This is a genomic window from Kribbella swartbergensis (assembly GCF_054784135.1).
The window spans coordinates 93802-112120 of sequence record NZ_BAAGPM010000003.1; the positions used below are offsets into that span (position 1 = coordinate 93802).

Annotated in this window: 15 protein-coding genes; 11 read left to right on the top strand and 4 right to left on the bottom strand. The window is 70.4% G+C overall.

Annotation, left to right across the window (positions count from 1 at the left end; all coding sequences use genetic code 11):
* Window positions 1–3: 3 nt before the first annotated feature.
* The gene (locus ACYVOK_RS00455) at window positions 4–1428 is read right to left on the bottom strand and encodes an aminotransferase-like domain-containing protein (RefSeq protein ID WP_460660180.1); all 1425 of its coding nucleotides are present in this window, start codon (window positions 1426–1428) and stop codon (window positions 4–6) included.
* 63 nt (window positions 1429–1491) lie between these two features.
* Here ACYVOK_RS00455 and ACYVOK_RS00460 point away from each other — a divergent pair, with 63 nt between their 5' ends.
* The 7 genes from ACYVOK_RS00460 to ACYVOK_RS00490 all read left to right on the top strand — a co-directional run bounded on the left by ACYVOK_RS00460 (window position 1492) and on the right by ACYVOK_RS00490 (window position 10566).
* Window positions 1492–2604 (top strand): pyridoxal phosphate-dependent aminotransferase, encoded by a 1113-nt coding sequence (locus tag ACYVOK_RS00460; protein WP_460660181.1) that lies wholly within the window; start codon window positions 1492–1494, stop codon window positions 2602–2604.
* A gap of 9 nt (window positions 2605–2613) precedes the next feature.
* Window positions 2614–4599 (top strand): dTMP kinase, encoded by a 1986-nt coding sequence (tmk, locus tag ACYVOK_RS00465; protein ID WP_460660182.1) that lies wholly within the window; start codon window positions 2614–2616, stop codon window positions 4597–4599.
* Entirely contained in the window at window positions 4596–5765 is a 1170-nt protein-coding gene (locus ACYVOK_RS00470; protein ID WP_460660183.1) for a DNA polymerase III subunit delta', read from the top strand. The genes tmk and ACYVOK_RS00470 overlap by 4 nt, the downstream gene beginning before the upstream one ends.
* A gap of 118 nt (window positions 5766–5883) precedes the next feature.
* A complete protein-coding gene (locus ACYVOK_RS00475; protein ID WP_460660184.1) occupies window positions 5884–6549 on the top strand; it encodes a DUF4190 domain-containing protein in 666 nt (221 codons plus the stop codon).
* A 27-nt stretch (window positions 6550–6576) separates the two neighbouring features.
* Window positions 6577–7602 (top strand): DUF4190 domain-containing protein, encoded by a 1026-nt coding sequence (locus ACYVOK_RS00480; RefSeq protein WP_460660185.1) that lies wholly within the window; start codon window positions 6577–6579, stop codon window positions 7600–7602.
* A 199-nt stretch (window positions 7603–7801) separates the two neighbouring features.
* On the top strand, window positions 7802–8935 hold the full coding sequence (locus tag ACYVOK_RS00485) for a PSP1 domain-containing protein (protein WP_460660195.1): 1134 nt from the start codon (window positions 7802–7804) through the stop codon (window positions 8933–8935).
* Window positions 8936–9042: 107 nt separating this feature from the next.
* The gene (locus ACYVOK_RS00490; RefSeq protein ID WP_460660186.1) at window positions 9043–10566 is read left to right on the top strand and encodes an alpha/beta hydrolase; all 1524 of its coding nucleotides are present in this window, start codon (window positions 9043–9045) and stop codon (window positions 10564–10566) included.
* A gap of 75 nt (window positions 10567–10641) precedes the next feature.
* Here ACYVOK_RS00490 and ACYVOK_RS00495 read toward each other — a convergent pair whose 3' ends face one another.
* A complete protein-coding gene (locus tag ACYVOK_RS00495) occupies window positions 10642–11268 on the bottom strand; it encodes a hypothetical protein (protein WP_460660187.1) in 627 nt (208 codons plus the stop codon).
* Window positions 11269–11351: 83 nt separating this feature from the next.
* Here ACYVOK_RS00495 and ACYVOK_RS00500 point away from each other — a divergent pair, with 83 nt between their 5' ends.
* The 3 genes from ACYVOK_RS00500 to ACYVOK_RS00510 all read left to right on the top strand — a co-directional run bounded on the left by ACYVOK_RS00500 (window position 11352) and on the right by ACYVOK_RS00510 (window position 14091).
* Entirely contained in the window at window positions 11352–11687 is a 336-nt protein-coding gene (locus ACYVOK_RS00500) for a sterol carrier family protein (RefSeq protein WP_460660188.1), read from the top strand.
* Between the two features lie 91 nt (window positions 11688–11778).
* Window positions 11779–13074 carry an MFS transporter gene (locus ACYVOK_RS00505; protein WP_460660189.1) on the top strand — a complete coding sequence of 432 codons (1296 nt, stop codon included), beginning with the start codon at window positions 11779–11781 and terminating at the stop codon, window positions 13072–13074.
* Window positions 13075–13128: 54 nt separating this feature from the next.
* Window positions 13129–14091, top strand: a complete 963-nt coding sequence (locus tag ACYVOK_RS00510) for a hypothetical protein (RefSeq protein ID WP_460660190.1) — start codon at window positions 13129–13131, stop codon at window positions 14089–14091.
* Here the strand turns inward: ACYVOK_RS00510 and ACYVOK_RS00515 are convergent.
* On the bottom strand, window positions 14079–14693 hold the full coding sequence (locus ACYVOK_RS00515) for a TetR/AcrR family transcriptional regulator (RefSeq protein ID WP_460660191.1): 615 nt from the start codon (window positions 14691–14693) through the stop codon (window positions 14079–14081). The genes ACYVOK_RS00510 and ACYVOK_RS00515 overlap by 13 nt on opposite strands.
* A 107-nt stretch (window positions 14694–14800) precedes the next feature.
* On the opposite strand from ACYVOK_RS00515, the gene ACYVOK_RS00520 reads away from it, so the two are divergent.
* Window positions 14801–16936, top strand: coding sequence for an MMPL family transporter (locus ACYVOK_RS00520; protein WP_460660192.1), 2136 nt, complete (start codon window positions 14801–14803; stop codon window positions 16934–16936).
* On the opposite strand, the gene ACYVOK_RS00525 is transcribed toward ACYVOK_RS00520, so the two are convergent.
* Window positions 16899–18319 (bottom strand): aminotransferase-like domain-containing protein (locus ACYVOK_RS00525; protein WP_460660193.1); only part of this gene is annotated, 1421 nt, incomplete at its 5' end. The genes ACYVOK_RS00520 and ACYVOK_RS00525 overlap by 38 nt on opposite strands.

Genomic DNA, 18319 nt, shown 5'->3' on the forward strand with positions numbered 1-18319 from the left:
GGATCAGATGGCGATGGCCGGCCGGGGATGGACTCGGTCGGCCGGGGGGTTGTAGGTGTGCCAGGCGGTGGTCAGGCGGGTGACGGCTTCGGTGAGGTCGTCCGGGCGGGCTCGGAAGTGGAGGCGGACGTACGAGTCGCTGTTGCCGGTGACGTCGAGGCCTGCGCCTGGGAGGATGGCGATGCCGTGGCGGAGGGCGGCTTGGGCGAAGGAGTTGCCGTCGCCGTGGGGGACGCGGACCCAGAGGGTTTGGCCGCCTTGGATGGCCGGCACGTCCCAGGTCGGTAGGTGCTCGGCCAGGAGGGCTCGTAGGTGGTCGTGCCGGGTCTGGAGCTCGGAAGCGAGGTCCAGGTCGTCCAACTCGGCCACCAGGTGAGCGGCGGCCAGTTGGGCCGGGACGTTGCCGCCGAGGTCGTGGACGGCGCGTAGCCGGGCCAGGCGGTTGATCAGGGGTGCGGACGCGCGGATCCAGCCGATCCGCAGGCCGCCCCAGACGCTCTTGCTCAGCGACCCGATCGAGATCACCGCATCGCTGAACGCCGCCATCGGCACCGGTCGCGCCGTACCCGGGAACCCGAGATCCGCCGGCACCTCGTCCTCGATCAGCGGTACGTCGGCCGCCGCGGCCGCCCGTGCCAGCCGCTGCCGCACCAACGACGGCAGCACCGAGCCGGTTGGGTTCTGGTACGTCGGGATCACGTAAGCCAGCCCTGGACGCCGCTCACGCACCGCCGCCTCGAACCCTTCCAGTCCGATCGGCAGCCCGCGCAGTACCGCAGCCTTCTCCCGGAACGCCTCCAACGCGCCCGGGTACGTCGGCGCCTCGACCAGCACCTGGTCTCCTGGGGACAGCAGCGCATGGGCCAGTAGTGACAGGGCCTGCTGGCCGCCGTTCGTCACCAGGATCTGGTCAGGCGACGTCGGCACGCCGTGCCCGTCGTACCTCTCGGCTATGGCCTGTCGCAGCGTGGGGTGACCGTATGGGTAGTAGCCGATGTCGCCGCTGATCGTGTGCAGCGACGGCAGGATCCGCGCGTACGCCTCGGCCAGTTGCGGCGGCGGATCGCCGGGTGCGGCACAGATCGCCAGCAGTACGTCGTCGTCCCGCGACTCCAGTGAGTCCAGGAAGATCGGGTCGACCGGCGCGTCCTCCACCGGGCCTGACGACGCCGTACCGGCCACACGCGTCCCGCTGCCCTGACGGCGAGTGATCCGGCCCTCCGACCGCAGCAACTCGTACGCGGCGACCACAGTGGTCCGGCCTACCGCGAGAGCGGCCGCCAGCGCGCGGTCCGGCGGCAGCAGCGCGCCCGGTGGCAGTTCACCGTCGTCGATCAGCCGGCGCATCCGGGCCGCGAGCAGCACGTACAGGGGGCCGCGGCCCGATGACCAGCGGCCCAACCGCTCGCTCAGCTCGATTGGTCTCATTCGCGAACCAATTGTGCCGGATTGGCTCTGGGGACACCAGGCCCCGGCTCGGAGACTGCCGGTATGGCCACCTTTCCTCGCAACGACATCGTGTCCCTGACCGACGTACAGCCCACGCACGAGCTGGGCGAGAGCTACGGGCCCGACCTGAAGCTGGCAGACCTGCTGACCCCGGAACTGGCCGACCTCGACCTCGGGTACGGCACTGCGTCCGGCGACCTCCGGCTGCGGACCGCGATCGCGGAGCGGCACGGCGTACAGCCCGACCAGGTCGTCATCACTGTGGGCGGGATGCACGCGATCTTCCTGCTCGCCTATCTGGTCGCGGACCGCGGCGGCCAGGTCGTCACGACCGCACCGCTGTTCCCGCTGGCCCGCAACTGCTACGAGTCCGTGGGCGCGGAGGTCCAGGTGATCCCCTTGTCCTTCGACAGCGGCTACCAGGTGAGCGCCGACGACGTCCGTGCGTACCTCACACCTGAGACCAAGCTGGTCAGCCTCGCCACACCGCAGAACCCTTCTGGCGTCGCCGTACCACCCGAAACCTTGCGAGAAGTCGTCGAAGCGATGGCTGAGATCTGCCCCGACGCGTATCTGATGGTCGACGAGACCTACCGATCAGCGGCGTACGGCGACGATCCGGTCGCGGAGACCGCCGTACACCTGGGGCCGAAGGTGGTGTCGGTCGCCTCGCTGTCGAAGTGCCACGGCGCTGCCGGACTGCGGATCGGCTGGCTGGTCAGCACCGACGCGGACCTCGTCGACCGGATGGTCACCGCGAAGTTCAACACGGTCGTGACCGCGGCACCGCTGACCGAGGCGCTGGCCGTCCGGCTCTTCGAGCAGGAGGACGAGATCCTCGGCGTACGGCGGCGCTGGCTGGGCGACTCGCTGGCGATGACCGAGGAGTGGGTCCGGGCGCACGACGACCTGGTCGAGTGGATCCGGCCCGACGCCGGCGCCCTGTGCTGTGTCCGCGTGAAGCCGGTGGTCTCGGTCGAGCGGTTCCGGCGGGCGGCCGCCGAGCTGAGCGTCCGGGTGGCCGACGGCGACTGGTTCGGGGACGAGCCGCGGGTGTTCCGGCTCGGGTTCGGTTTCCCGCCGCCGGTCGAGCTGAAAGCCGCCCTCGACGCCCTGGCAGCGGCACTCCGTCAGGCTGTCCATGCCGCCGACTAGTCTTGCCGTGTGCCGGAGGTATACGACCCGTTGACTGATCCCGCACCGGCGCACGACCTGCGCGCGGTGTTGCGGATCCGGGCGTTCCGGCGGCTCTGGATCGCGTTCGGGCTGTCCAGCCTGGGTGACTGGATCGGCCTGCTGGCACTGACCGCGATGGCGAAGTCGCTGGCCGGGGACGACTACCAGGCCGCGAACTTCGCCATCGGCGGCGTGCTGTTCCTCCGGGTGCTGCCCGCGCTGGTGATGGGGCCGGTGGCCGGCTGGGTCGCGGACCGGCTGGACCGGCGCTGGACGATGATCCTCGGCGACCTGATCCGGGCCGCGTTCTTCGTCACCATCCCGATCGTCGGCACGCTCACCTGGCTGCTGGTCGCGACCGTGCTGATCGAGATCGTCAGCCTGGTCTGGGGCCCGGCCAAGGACGCCAGCGTGCCGAACCTGGTGCCCCGGCACCGGCTCGAGGCGGCCAACCAGCTCAGCCTGATCACCACCTACGGCTCGGCCCTGCCCGCCGCCGTCATCTTCACCGCGATCGCCCTGATCACCCGCGGCCTGGGCGAGCTCTCCATCGACCTGGCCGTCTACGTCAACGCCGCCACCTTCGTGGTGTCCGCGATCGCGATCGTGTCGGTCGCCGAGATCGGCCGGGCGGTCCACGAGCACGAGCAGCACCCGACGCTGTGGCGGACCATGGTCGAGGGCTGGTCCTACGTCACCGGTACGCCGGTCGTCCGCGGTCTCGTGGTCGGCATCTCCGGCGCGTTCGCGGCCGGTGCGGTGGTTATCGGGCTCGGCCGGACGTACGTCGAGGACCTGAAGGCCGGCGACCCGGGGTACGGCGTGCTGTTCGGTGCGGTCTTCGGCGGTCTCGCGCTCGGCATGGGGTTCGCGCCGCGGCTGTTCTCCGGCCTGTCCCGGCGGCGGCTGTTCGCGGCCGGGCTGGTCGGCTCGGGGGTCTGCCTGGCCGGGCTGGCGCTGATCCAGCAGATCGAGATCGCCACCATGATCGCCGTCCTGCTCGGGTTCTGCGCCGGCGCGTCCTGGGTCTCCGGGTACACGCTGCTCGGGCTCGAAGTCCCGGACGCGGTCCGCGGCCGGACCTTCGCCTTCGTCCAGTCCGCCGTACGGACCGTGCTCGCCGTCACCTTGGCGATCGCGCCGTTCGCCGCCGGTGCGCTCGGACGCAACACCTGGACCGTCGGCGGCCGGTCGGTCACCTACAACGGCGCCGCGATGACCATGCTGATCGCCGCGGTGTTGGCCGGGGTGATCGGCCTGATCGCCTGGCGGCAGATGGACGACCGTCCGGGCGTCCCGTTCTGGCGCGACGTACGGCGTAGCTTCGGCAAGACCCCCGGCGTCTACCCGACCACCGGGCTGTTCATCGCGATGGAAGGCGGTGAGGGCGCCGGCAAGTCGACGCAGTCCGCCCTGCTGGTCGAGTGGCTGAAGGAGCAGGGTCAGCAGGTCGTGCTGACCCGCGAGCCGGGGGCGACCGACCTCGGCAAGACGCTGCGGCAGATCGTGCTCGACCCGGCCACCGGTGACATCTCGCACCGCGCCGAGGCGCTGCTGTACGCCGCCGACAAGGCCGAGCACGTGGACTCGGTGATCAAGCCCGCGCTGAAGGCGGGCGCGGTGGTCATCACCGACCGGTACGTCGACTCCGCGCTGGCCTACCAGGGATCCGGGCGGGACCTGGACCTGGCCGACGTGGAGCGGGTGAACCGCTGGGCGACGGACGACCTGCGGCCGAACCTGACCATCCTGCTCGACCTGCCGCCGAAGAGCGGCCTCGACCGGTTCACCGAACGGGACCGGATCGAGGCCCAGTCGCACGACTTCCACGTGCGGGTGCGGAACGCGTTCCTCGAGTTGGCCGCCGCCGAACCGCAGCACTACCTGGTCATCGACGCGACCCAGGACCGCGAAGAGATCGCCGCCCAGATCCGCGCCCGACTCCAGCCGATGCTCCCGAAGGTGGATCTATGAGCGTGTGGGACGACTTGGTTGGGCAGGAGCCGGCGGTCGCCGTACTGCGGAAGGCGGTGAGCGGTGCGGAAGCGGGGATGCGGGGTGAGCGCGGTGCCGCGGTGGCCGGGATGACGCATGCCTGGCTGATCACCGGGCCGCCCGGGTCCGGCCGGTCGAACGCGGGCCGGGCGTTCGCGGCCGCCCTGCAGTGCGCGAACCAGGGCTGCGGCGAGTGCAACGAGTGCCGTACGGCGCTCAGCGGCGCCCACCCGGACGTGTCGCTGATCCGCACCGAGTTGCTGTCGATCCGGGTCAGCGAGATCCGCGAACTGGTCCGCCGCGCCGCGATGAGCCCGACCCAGGGCCGCTGGCAGGTGATGGTCGTCGAGGACGCGGACCGGCTCACCGAACAGGCCGCCGACGCGTTGCTGAAGAGCATCGAGGAGCCGGCGCCGCGGACGGTCTGGGTGCTCTGCGCGCCGACCGTCGAGGACGTCGTACCGACGATCCGGTCGCGCTGCCGGCTGCTGGTGCTGCGGACGCCGCCGGTGGACGCGGTCGCGAACATGCTGATCGGCAAACTCGGCGTGGATCCGGAGCTCGCCGGGTTCGCGGCCCGGGCGGCCCAGGGGCACATCGGCCGGGCCCGGGCGCTGGCCCGGGACGAGGCGGTGCGGGACCGCCGGACCAAGGTGCTCGAAGTCCCGTTCTCGCTGCGCGACCTCGGGGCCTGCCTGAAGGCCGCGCAGCAACTGGTCGAGGCGGCGAAGGAGGAGGCCAAGGCCAGCGCCGAGAAGGTCGACGAGAAGGAACGCGCCGAGCTCGAGCAGGCGCTCGGCGTCGGCACCAAGGGCGCCAAGCCGCGGGAGGCGAACGCCGCGCTGAAGGAGCTCGAGGAGCAGCAGAAGGCCCGGGCCAAGCGTTGGGAACGCGATGTGCTCGACCGGTCACTGGTCGACCTGATGGCGCTCTACCGCGACGTCCTGATGGTCCAGACCAGGGCCGGGGCCGAGCTGATCAACGCCGAGCTCCGGCCGAACATCGAGCAACTCGCGGGCCGGAGCACTCCGGAACAGACGATTCGAAGGATCGACGCCCTGGCCGCCTGCCGAGAGGCGATCGAAACCAACGTCGCGCCCCTGCTCGCGCTCGAGGCGATGACCATCGCGCTCTTCGAAGGCTGAATCACCGTTCGGCATCCGCGTCCGGTGAGCGGGCGGCGGCTGTAACACCGAGACCGGCCGGTCCGATGACTGGGTGTCCGGGCAGAACGCTCGGCCGTACCTGCCCGAACGGACCTGAATGACCCAGCCGCCCCCGATCCAGCCTGCCCGGCCTTCCCTGCCGCCGGCCGAGTCCTGGCTCTCGGGTGTTCCGACCCCCGCGCAACGGCGGCAGGACGGCTACGCCGTGGCGGCGCTGGTGACGAGCCTGCCCGGGCTGGTGCCGGTCGCCGTCGTACTGGCCGGGATCGCGCTGCGCCGGATCAAGCGGACCGGGAGCCGCGGCAAGCGGCTGACGTACGGCGCGCTGGTGATCAGCCTGTGCTGGATGATCGCGATCGGTGTCGCGGTCGCCCTCGGCCTGTACGGCGAACGGAAGGCGGGCATCGGCCGTACGGTCGCCATCTCGGAGGTCGCCGTACAGCAGTGTTTCGACGCCGACCTGGAGGCGGAGACGCTGCGGGTGGTGCGGATCGCCGACTGTGCGGCCGGGCACACCGGAGAGGCGTACGCGAAGGTCCGGGCCGACCTGGCCGGGCTGTCGGCCGAGGACAAGGGGACCGTCGCCACCCAGCAGTGCGCGACCGCCTTCAGGGCCTTCGTCGGCAAGCCGTACGAGCAGTCGGAACTGGACATGTACTACGTCGTACTGGAGGATCGCCCTGTTGCTGACGGCAACGTACTGTGCCTGGTCGGCATGCCGGGGACCCGGCTGACAGGTAGCATGCGCGGGTCGCAGCGGTAGCAGCTGCGGGGGAAACTGGGGGACAACGTGAGCCAACCACCGTACGGACCGGAGCCGGAACGGCCGCAGGACGTGCCCAGGCCGTTCCCGACCTACGGCCGTCCTGATCAGCAGCACGCCCAGCAGTCCGGTGCGTCCCAGTGGGCGGCGCCCGGACAACCCCAGCAGCAGCCGCACGGGCAGACGTCGTACGGGCAGTCCCAGTACGGGCAGTCGCAGCAGGGGCAGTCGCAGTACGGGCAGCCTTATGGGCAGGGGCAGCACGGGCAGGCGCAGTACGGCGCGGGTCAGCAGCACGGCGCGGGGCAGCAGTATGGCTCGGGTCAGCAGTACGGCGCGGGGTACGGGCAGCCGGGGTATCCGCCGGCAGGGAGTTGGCCGACGCCGTATGGGTACGGCTATCCGGGCGGGAGCAAGGGCACCAACGGCCTGGCGATCGCCTCGCTGGTGACCGGCATCGGCAGTCTCTGCATCGGCTTCGCCGCGCCGGTGGCGGTGGGCCTCGGCATCGGCGCGTTGGTCCAGATCAAGAAGCGGCAGGACGACGGCAAGGGGATGGCGATCGCCGGCCTGGTGCTCGGCGGCCTGTGCACCCTCGGCTGGGGGATCTATCTCGCGGTCATGTTCGCGATCGGGTTCAGCGAAGCCGACGACGAGTACTACGGCGCTCCCGAGCCCAGTTCGTCGTACTCGGCGCCCGCCACCTACGTCGACGACCTCTCGGTCGGTGAGTGCTTCGACGACGGCGAAGAGGAGGACGAGGTCGTCCGGCAGCCCTGCAGCGAACCGCACGACGGCGAGATCATCGCCGGTGTCACCCTCCCCGACGGCCCGTACCCGGGCGACAAGGAGATCGACAAGGCCGGCGAGCAGACCTGCGCCACCGAGTTCGGCGAGTACGTCGGCTCGACGGTGAAGTCCACCGAACTCGAGTGGGAGTACTGGACCCCCACCAAGCAACTCTGGAACGCCAACGACCGCCTCGTCGTCTGCGCAGCCTACGGCCCCGACTACGACCAACTCACCGGAACCGTCAAGGGCACCCGCCGCTAGGTCCCTGGATCTCCCCCACGCGCCCTACGCAGCCACACCTCCGTCACGCCCGCTCCGCCCGCCTGTGCGGCTTATCGCCGCCGCGGTGCGTGGGGCTATCGCCCGCGTTGACGCCAGTAGCCGGAGAGGACATGCCGGGGATCAGGCGGAGCACGCGTGGGGTGGTGTGCGGGGTGGCAAGTACGCTGGCGGCGTGGGCATGGTGATGGCGGTGTCGTTCGAGCGGTACGGGCGGCTCTACTACCTGGACCCCGGCCCGCATCGTCCGCGTGTCGGGGACAAGGTGCTGGTTCCGACCGACGACGGTCCGGAGGTGGCGGAGTGCGTGTGGGCGCCGCAGTACGTCACGGAGGAGATCGGCGGGCTGCCGCTGTGTGAGGGCATCGCGACGGCCGCTGACCTGGATCGGGACGATCAGAACCGGCAGCGCCGCGCCGACGCCCGGGTGATCGCGAAACGGCTGATCCGCCAGCACGGCCTGCCGATGAAGGTGGTCGGCATCGACTTCGTCGACCGGCGGCCGGACGTGGATCAGCTGGTCATCGTGTACTTCTCCGCGCCGCACCGGGTCGACTTCCGTGAGCTGGTCCGCGACCTGGCCCGCGGGCTGCGTGCGCGGATCGAGCTGCGCCAGGTCGGTGCCCGCGACGAGGCCCGGTTGCAGGGCGGGATCGGGCCGTGCGGGCGGGACCTGTGCTGTGCGACGTTCCTGAAGGACTTCGAGCCGGTCAGCGTACGGATGGCGAAGGACCAGGATCTTCCGCTCAACCCGTTGAAGATCTCCGGTGCGTGCGGGCGGCTGATGTGCTGCCTGAAGTACGAGCACCCGCTCTACCAGGAGTTCAACGCGAAGGCGCCGGCCACCGGGACCCGCGTGGAGACCCCCGCGGGTGATGGAGTGGTGGTCGGACACAACGTGCCGAGCGACACCGTCGTCGTACGGCTGGCGGCATCGGGCCGGCGCTGTGCGTGCAGTCGTGCGGACGTCTGCTCGCCGCGCCAGCAGTACGAGGCCTCCAGTACGACGACGCCGGACGCCCCGCCGACCGTCGACGAACCGCCGCGACCCAAAACTGCAGACCCCACGGCAGCCGCGGAACCCAAGGCAGCCGCGGGACCCGAGGCGGCCGCGAAGGCTGCGGCGGTCGAGGAGACCACGGCAGCTGCGGAGAACGCGGCGGTGGAGACGCCCGAGGTGGCGAACGCTGCCGAGCCTGTGGAGTCCTCGGCCGGGGAGACCACGGGCGCCGAGACCGCGGAGCAGCGACGGCGACGGAAGCCGCGGCGGCGCAGGCGCTTGCACCACGACGACGAGGGAGACGCTTCGCAGTGAATCACCGCAGGACGACCGCTCTCCCCACCCCGCCGCCGAAGCCCAGACTCGCCTCACCCCTCAGCCCCAAGACGACGCCAGGGTCCGGCCGGGGAGTGAAGGGCGCGGTGGCGGTACTCGCGGTGCTGGCAGTGGTGGCGAGCGGGTGTGGGGTGGCCAGCCGGGCGCAGGATGCGGGGGACGGCAGCACGGGTGGGGCCAGTGGTGGCAATCCGACCAAGGGTCCGGCCGGGCCGATTCCGGCAGGGTTGGAGAAGTTCTACCAGCAGCAGCCTGACTGGGAGCGCTGCGGCTCCAACCAGCAGTGCGCGACCATCACCGTGCCGCTGGACTACTCCAAGCCGAACGGCGAGACGATCGAGTTGCGGGCGCGCAAGGTGCTGGCCCGCGACCGGGCCGGCAAGATCGGCACGCTGTTCATCAACCCGGGCGGCCCCGGCGCCTCCGGGGAGCAGTTCGCCGCCTCGGCCGGGTTCGTGCTCGGTGCGCAGTTGCTGCGGAAGTTCGACGTGATCGGCTGGGATCCGCGCGGTGTGGCGCAGTCGACCCCGGTGCGTTGCCTGGACACCGCGGCGATGGACAAGTTCATCGCGGCCGACGGCAGCCCGGACAACGAGGCCGAGATCACCGAGCTGGACAACGAGGCGAAGATCCTCGCGAACGGCTGCCGGCAGCGCTCCGGTGAACTGCTGCCGCACGTCTCGACCAAGGACGCGGCCCGCGACATCGACGTACTGCGCGGAATCGTCGGCGACTCGGAGCTGTACTACCTCGGCATGTCGTACGGCACCTACCTCGGCGCGACGTACGCCGAACTCTTCCCGAAGAACGTCGGCCGGCTCGTGCTGGACGGCGCGGTGGACCCGGCGAAGTCCTCGAAGGAGAACAACATCGCCCAGGCGAAGGGCTTCGACACCGCGCTCGAGGCGTTCGCGGCGGACTGCGCGCAGCGGTCCTGCCGACTCGGCAGCACCAAGGACGAGGTGCTCGCGAAGGTCGACAAGTTGATCAACGACAGCGACGCGACCCCGCTGCCGGGTGACGGAAAACGCCAGGTCACGCAGGCCCTGGTGGTGCTGGGGGTCATCTACCCGCTGTACGTGAAGGACTTCTGGCCGCGGCTCGAGGACGCCGTGCTGGACGGGTTGGCCGGCAACGGCGCGCGCCTGCTGGCGCTCGCCGACGAGTACACCGACCGTGAGCCGGGCGGCTACGCGAACAACAGCAACGAGGCGATCTACGCGGTGAACTGCCTGGACCGCCCGGACATCAGCTCGATCGCGCAGGCGAAGGCGGAGGAGGCGGAGTACAAGGCCGCCTCACCGCGGTTCGGGGCGTTCCTGCTCTGGGGTTCGCTGGCGTGCGCCAACTGGCCGGTGAAGCCCGAGAACACTCCGCACCCGATCAAGGCGGCCGGCGCGAAGCCGATCGTGGTCGTCGGCACCACCCGTGACCCGGCGACGCCGTACGAGTGGGCCGTCGGGCTGGCGAGCCAACTGGAGAGCGGTGTGCTGATCACCCGCGACGGCGACGGCCACACCGGCTACAAGGCCGGCAACGCGTGTGTCGACAACGCGGTTGAGAGCTACTTGCTGCAAGGTACGGCGCCCACCGCCGATATCAACTGCTAGCCGGCTCGACCGACATCGAGCGTTAGCTCAGCCGACGTCAAGTGCTAACCAGCTCGGCCGAACGTCAGCCGATGACTAGCTCGGGCGGGTGTCGCCCTCGGACGTCGGGAGCTGCAGGGTCTCCGTGGCGTGCTCGAGGACGGCGCGCAGCGCTGCCTCGTCCTTCGGGCGGCCGCCGACGGTGATCTCGACCGCGGTGTCCTCGCCGCCGTCGATGGAAATCCAGCGGGACAGGCCCATCCGCGGTCCGCGGGTCTCGTCGACGTACGTGTAGATCAGGGTGCCGTTGTCGCGGCTGATCACCTTGAGGTCCCGCTCGTCGATGCTGCGGGCGCGGCTGTCCACCATTTCGTCCGGGGACCGCGAGCTGCCCCGGGTGTCGAAGCGGACCTGCCAGACCCCGGTCGGGTCCATGAACCGCGGCCGGGTGCCGTCATCCTCGCTGGTCCAGCCTGCCGGGACCTCGGCGGCCACTGGGTCGTTCTTCGTGCCGAAGGTGCGCAGCGTGTACTGCAGCGAGTCCGCCTGCAGGCAGTCGGTGCAGGCCGGTGTACTGGGCACGGGTTGGCTGTTGACGATCCCGGTGGGCGCGTCGTTCGCCGTCAGGTTTCCGTTGAACGCCAGCACGGCGCCGAACACGGCAACGCCGACGGTCATTCCCGCCAGCGTCATCAGCAGCGCCTGGTGCCTGGGCGTGAGCATCCCGACCTCGCTTCCCGTCTCTCCCGCCTGATTATCGACCACGAAGGGGGCGACCCCACAATTTCCGCGTACGCTGGCACGTCGTGGAACCCGCTTTCGACCAGGCCCTGCGGCGGTACGACACCGGTACGGCGGAACGCGCCGACCTCAAGCTGCTCACCAAACACCTGCTGAAACTCCTGGTCGCGAAGGCCCCCGGACACGCGGTCGAGGTCCGCGTCCCGCCGTACGGCGCGGTGCAGTGCATCGAGGGGCCCCGGCACACCCGCGGCACCCCGGGAGCCGTGATCGAACTGCCGCCCGAGCTGTGGATCGACGTCGCCCTCGGCCGCGTCACCTGGACGGACGCCCGCGCCACCGGGAAACTCCGCGCCAGCGGCGAACGCACCGACCTGAGCACCCTGCTTCCGCTGGTCTGACCGGTCGGGGCGGCCGGGAGGTCGACGCCGTGGGCAACCAACGGCGGAAAAGGGTTCTTCGCGGGCCGGGGTCAGATGGCACCATGTGCCCGTGGCATCAAGTGTCCGCCGACGGCTTTCCCGGCTGCGCGTCGATCTGACCCCCTGGCGCGGTTCCCGCGACTTCCGGATTCTGGTGATCTCGGGGTCGGTGTTCTTTCTCGGCGGCATGGTCGGGTACGTCGCTCTGCCGTACCAGCTGTACCAGTTGACGCATTCGAACTTCGCCGTCGGCGCGATGGGACTGGTGACGATCGCGCCACTCGTCGTGTTCGGCCTGTACGGCGGAGCGCTCGCGGACCACGTCGACCGGCGGAAACTGCTGGTCGGCACCGGTATCGCCCAGGTGGTCATTTGTGCCCTGCTGCTCGCGAACACCCTGCTCACCAATCCGCAGGTCTGGCTGATCTATGTCTGCGGCGGCCTGAACGCGGTCGCCTCGTCATTGCAGCGGCCGAGCCGGGACGCCCTTCTCCCACGGGTGGTGAAGCACGAGGAAATGCCGGCCGCGGTGACGCTGAACGCGCTCACCCTCCAGGTCGGCCAACTCGCCGGACCCGCGCTGGGTGGCGTCCTGGTGGCGACCGCGGGTGTCGCCTGGGCCTTCACGGTCGAGCTCGCCGCACTGACCGCCGCGACCCTGCTCTACCTGCTGCTGAGGCCGTACAAGACGAGAGAGCACAGCACGCCGCCCAGCCTGCGGGCGATCGGGGAGGGCATCACCTACGCGTTCCGCCGCCGCGATCTGCTCGGGACGTACGCCGTCGACATGGTCGGGATGTTCCTGGCGATGCCGATCGTGCTGTTCCCGGCGTTCGCGACCGAGGTGCTGAAGGAGCCGAAACTACTCGGTCTCCTCTACAGCGCGGAGGCGATCGGGGCGATGGTCGCGACGCTGACCAGCGGCTGGGCCGCCCGGGTCCACCACCACGGCCGGGCCGTCGTGCTGGCGACGATCATCTGGGGCGCATCGGTCGGTGTCGCCGGGCTGGCGCCGAACATCTGGTTCGCGATCGGGTTCTTCGCTCTGGCCGGCGGCGCGGACATGATCTCCGGGTTGTTCCGCGCGGTGATCTGGAACCAGACCATCCCGGACGAGATGCGCGGCCGGCTGGCCGGCATCGAGATGCTGTCGTACTCACTCGGCCCGCTCGGCGGCCAGTCGCGCTCCGGCCTGGTCGCGGACCTGACCAGCGTCCGGACGTCCATCGTCAGCGGTGGCGTTCTCTGTGTCGCCGGTGTGGTCGTGACCGCTGCCTGGTTGCGTGACTTCTGGCGGTACGACGCCCGTACCGACGAGCACGCCGTACGGGAGCGGGAACTCAGAGCGGCCGCCGAGTCGGTGTGATTCTGTGACCGGGGTGGTGGGGCGGGGAAGGAATTCAATACAGTCTGGATCACCATGCGTATCCGTCCTGCTGTGCTGGTCGTTCTGCTTGCCGTCGCCGGCTGCGGTGGTCCCGGTAACGAGACCGCGCCCAATGTGCCCCCGCTGGTCTCCGTGAGTACGACGCCGACCCAGACGCCGTCGGAGACGCCGTCCCCGAGTACGCCGCCCACCGCAAAGGTTGCGGAGACCCTGTGCGTACGGATGGATCAGCCGCTGGTGCAGGCGACGCTCGGGACGCCGGTGGTGACGCTGCAGACGAAGCCGGCGCCTGCAGACTTCGGCCTGCCGACGTACGACGTGTGCCAGTTCGGACTGAGCACCAGCCCGAGCGGCCCGGTGCTGCGGGTCGGCGTCTCGGTGCTGCCGGCAACAAAGGCGACACTGACGGGCGCGCAGAAGGCCTATGCGGCGTCGAAGGGTGAGCCGGCCAAGCCCGCCGCGGTCGGCGAAGGCGGGTTCGGCACCAGCACGTTCGTGGTGTTCCTGCTGGACGGGCGGCTGTACAAGGTCAGCGGTCCGCCCGCGACGCTCGCGAAGTACGTCGTCCTCGGACAGGAAGTGGTCCGGCAGGTGCCCGGACTGCCGGAGGCCCAGCCACTGATCGCGCGGCCCGATTGCGAACGCGGATCGTCCGAGGCGGAGAAGGTGATGGGCGCGCCCGCGATGGTCCGCCGCGACGGCCAGACCGCGCTCGGCGATCTCGTCTGCGGTTGGGTCAACCCGAACGGCGTGCTCTACACCTCGGTACGGCGTACGCCGAACGCGGAGGCGTTGATGGCGCCGATCCGCAAGGCCGCCACGGCGCAGTCGATCCCGCTCGGCGACGAGGCGTACGTCGACACCGCGACCGGCCGGACCACCATCCGGGTCGGCGACGGCAAACTCGTCGACCTGGTCCCCCTCCCGGCCCGCGCGATCGACCCGGACACGATGACCGCCTTCGCCCTCGCGATGTCCCCGCTCTACACCCGCTGACCTGCCTCCAACGGACCGAGGTAGCCGACCAGGGCTCGGTTGAGTTCGGCGATCCAGCGTTCGCGGTCGGCGCCCGGGACGGAGACGATCGTGCCGAGCAGCGCGGCGAAGATCTGCGTGGCGACGGCCGCGGCGGTGTCGCGTTGCTCGGCGGGCAGGCCGGGTATGCGGGCCGCGATGATCTCGGCGACCCGGCCGGTGACGGCCTGCTGGAGGGCCCGGGTGGGCGCGGTCAAGCGGTCCGGTAGGTCGCCGCTGCTGAACAGCGCCTTGAAGCCGGGGTTGGCGAGGTTGACCTCGACCATCGGGCGGATCATCCGGTCGACCATCTCCGGGAGCGGCAGTTTCACCATGCTCGGGTCGAACGCCTGCTCGTGGGCGGCCTTGAGTTCGGCCCGGTAACGCTCGGCCAGCGCCTCGGCGAGCGCCTCCTTGTTGGCGAAGAACTGGTACAGCGTGCCGGGCGAGACTCCGGCCTGCCGGGCGATCGCGTTGGTGGTCGCCTTCGCGTACCCGACCTCGGCGAACACCACCGCGGCCGCGTCCGTCAACTGCTCCATCCGTCGCTGCCCGCGCGCCTGCCGCCGCGGAACCTCGGGCATGGGTGACCCCTTCGTTGACAAACACGAGTAAATGCTCGTATTTTCTCGTATGTGAGCAACTGCTCGTGTTTCGAGATCCTACCGCCATCCGCTCCGGAGGTCTGCCCGTGCCCGAACGCCTGACACCCCACGCCCCGACCCGGCCGCCTCTGCTCGACCGGCTCGGTCGCCTCCTGGTGCGGCGCCGCCGGCTCGTTGCCGTCCTCTCGGCTGTGCTCACCGCGCTCGTGCTGGCCGTGGCGGCCGGCGCGCTGAACGCGTTGTCGTTGTCCCGGATCGCGGATCCGGCCTCGGAGTCGGATCGAGCCCGGCGGGTCCTCGCGAGTCAGTTCGAGACCGGCCCGCCGAACCTCGCGTTCCTGGTGACCGCCGACGCGGGAACCGTCGACGATCCCGCCGTACGGGTGGCCGGCCTGAAACTCACCGAGGAGATCGCCGGCCGCGCCGGCGTCGCCGAAGCGGCGTCGTACTGGTCGCGTGGTGACAGCCCTGCCCTCCGCAGCGAGGACTCCCGCCAGGCGCTGGTGCTCGTCCGCGTGCCGGGAGAGGTCAACGAGGCCCGGGCCCGGGTCGGCGAGCTCGCGAAGGAGTTCGCCGGTCAGCGCGACGGGATCTCGGTGCAGTCCGGAGGTCAGGACGAGGTGTTCCGGGAGATCGGTGCGCAGGCCCGCGAGGACTTCCTGCGCGCGGAGCTGATCGTGCTGCCGATGGTCCTGGTCCTGCTGATGCTCATCTACAGGCGGGTCTCGCTGGCTCTGCTCACCTTGGCGGTCGGCGTGTTCGCGGTCGGCGGCGCACTCGCCGGTCTACGGGTGATCGCCGCGTTCACCGAAGTCTCCACCTTCGCCGCGAACCTATCGCTCGTCATGGGCCTCGCCCTTGGCGTCGACTACTGCCTGTTCGTCATCGCGCGCTTTCGCGAGGAGCTGGCGGGTGGCGCGGACGTCGGCGACGCTGTGGTGGCCGCGGTCCGCACGGCGGGGCGGACAGTGTTCTACAGCGGCCTCACCGTCGCCATGTCCTTGCTCGCTCTGCTCATGTTCCCGTTGTCCTTCCTGCGCTCGTTCGGGTACGCCGGTGTGCTGGTCGTGGCCTCGGCCCTCGTCGGCGCCCTGGTGATTCTCCCGGCCGCGCTCGCGCTGCTGGGCCGTCGCGCGGCCGGACCGGTTGCTCAACGCAACGAAGATGGTCGATGGTTCCGGCTGGCCCGGTTCGTGATGCGGCGGCCGTTGTTGACCGGTGGCGCGATGCTGGCGGTCGTGTTGTTGCTCTCGGCCCCTGCCTTGGGCCTGCGGCTCGGCCTGCCGGATGCGCGCATCCTGCCGGCCGACGCGAGCAGCCGGATCATGGCCGACCAGGTTCGGGCCAACTTCGGACAGGAAGAGTCCGACGCCCTCTACGTCGTCATGCCGACGACACCTGACGTCACCGGGCTTCCGCCGTACGCCGAAACTCTGGCGAAGCTCGACGGTGTCGCGCAGGTCGAGACCTCCACACGGAACGGCGGCGCGTACCTGACGGTGACCCCGACGCAGGCCACGCTGGACGGTGACGTGGCCGGGTGGGCCGAGCGGGTGCGGGCGGTCGAGGCGCCGTACGAAACGATCGTCGGGGGAACTCCGGCCGAGATGATGGACTGGCGATCGGCGCTGACCGAGCGGATCCCACTGGTGCTGGGGCTGATTCTGCTGCTGAGTTTCGCGGTGCTCTACCGCGCCACCGGCAGTGTGCTGTTGCCGCTGAAGGCGACCGTCCTGAACTTGCTCAGCTTGGCGGTGATGTTCGGTGTGATGGTGTGGATCTTCCAGCGCGGCAATCTGTCCGGTCCACTCGGGTTCACTGCGACCGGCGTACTGGAGGCGAGTATGCCGATGCTGATGTTCTGCATCGTGTACGGACTGTCGATGGACTACGAGGTGTTCATCGTGTCGCGGATCCGCGAGGAGTATCTGCGGACAGGTGACACGGTGAACGCGGTGGCGACCGGGTTGCAACAGTCAGCGCCGTTGGTGACGACCGCGGCCGCCGTACTCGCGCTGTCGTTCGCGGTCTACGCCACGGGTGGTGTGGTCTACCTGAAGATGATCGGGATCGGCATGGCGGTGGCGGTCCTCGTGGACGCGACCGCGATCCGGGGTGTCCTGCTCCCCGCGTTCATGAAACTCGCCGGCCGCGCCAACTGGTGGCGGCCCACCCGAACGGTCCTCACCAGACGTCCGCGATGGTCGCTATCGCCTCGGTGAGTTCGGTGGGGGTGCGGGCGGCGTAGCCGAGGACCAGCCCGGGGGCGTGGGGGAGTTGGCAGTGCCAGGACAGGGGGTGGGTCTTCACGCCTTTCTGCAGTGCTGCCGCGGCCAGGTCGACGTCGTTCACGGTGCCGTCCTCGAACGTGATGGTCAGATGGAGGCCGGCCGCGGCGCCGTGTACGGTTGCTGAGGGCAAGTAGTTGGTGATGGCCCGGACCATCGCGTCGCGGCGGGTGCGGTGCCGTCGGCGGAGGAAGCGAAGTTGGCGTTCGAGCTCGCCGGACTCCATCAGGTGGGCGAGGGTCAACTGCGGGAGCGCGGCGTTGCCGAGGTCGGCCAGGCGCTTCATGCTGATCAGGTCGTCCTTGTACTGCGGGGGCGGCAGCATCCACCCGATCCGCAGCGACGGCGCGAGCAGCTTCGACACGCTGCCTGTGTAGATCACCTGATCGGCCAGCATCGCCCGCAGCGCCGGAACCGGCGGACGGTCGTACCGGTGCTCGGCGTCGTAGTCGTCCTCCAGGATCAGCCCGCCCTCGGCCGCCCACTGGATCAGTTCTCGCCGCCGTTCACCGTCCAGTACGACGCCTGTCGGGAAGTGGTGAGCCGGGGTCGCCAGCACCACCCGCGCACCGGATTCGCGGAGGAGGTCGACCTGGAGACCGCCTTCGTCGACCGGGACCGGGGGCGTGCGGAGACCCCAGTTCTGCAGGTGCTGGCGGGCGCCGAGTGAGCCGGGATCCTCGACGGCCAGCTCGGTGACACCGCGGGACTTGAGGACCTGGGCGACCAGGCCGATCGCCTGGGACACACCGGCCACGATCACGAGGTCGTCGGGGTGGGCGGTGACGCCGCGGTTGCGGGCCAGCCAGTTGGCGACGGCGCGGCGCAAGGCCGGCGTTCCGGACGGATCGCCGTACCCGAACTCCGCGGACTCCAGATCGTTCAGTACCGCCCGCTCGGCCTTGAGCCAGGCGGCGCGCGGGAACGCGGCGAGATCCGGCACCCCAGGCGTCAGGTCGATCCGCGCCGGCGCCGCCCGCAACGCGTCGAAGATGTCGAGCCCAGGCTCGGAGACCACCGGCTCCGCCGGGGTAGCAACCGGGGGTGAGCCACCCCGGCCGCGGCCGACCCGCGCCGTGCGCTCGTCGTCGCCTGACCGCCCAGCGGTGGCGTCGGTCGCCCTCGCCCCCCGCGAGACCGGGTGCTGCGCGGCGGGGTACTGCGTGCCGGGGTCCTGGGTGCGGGAGTGCTGCGCGGAGGGGTGCTGCATGCCGGGGTGCTGAGCGGAGGGGTGATGCATGCCGGAGTGCTGAGCGGAGGGGTGCTGCATGCCGGAGTGCTGCGTGCCGGGGTCCTGGGTGCCGGGGTGCTGAGCGG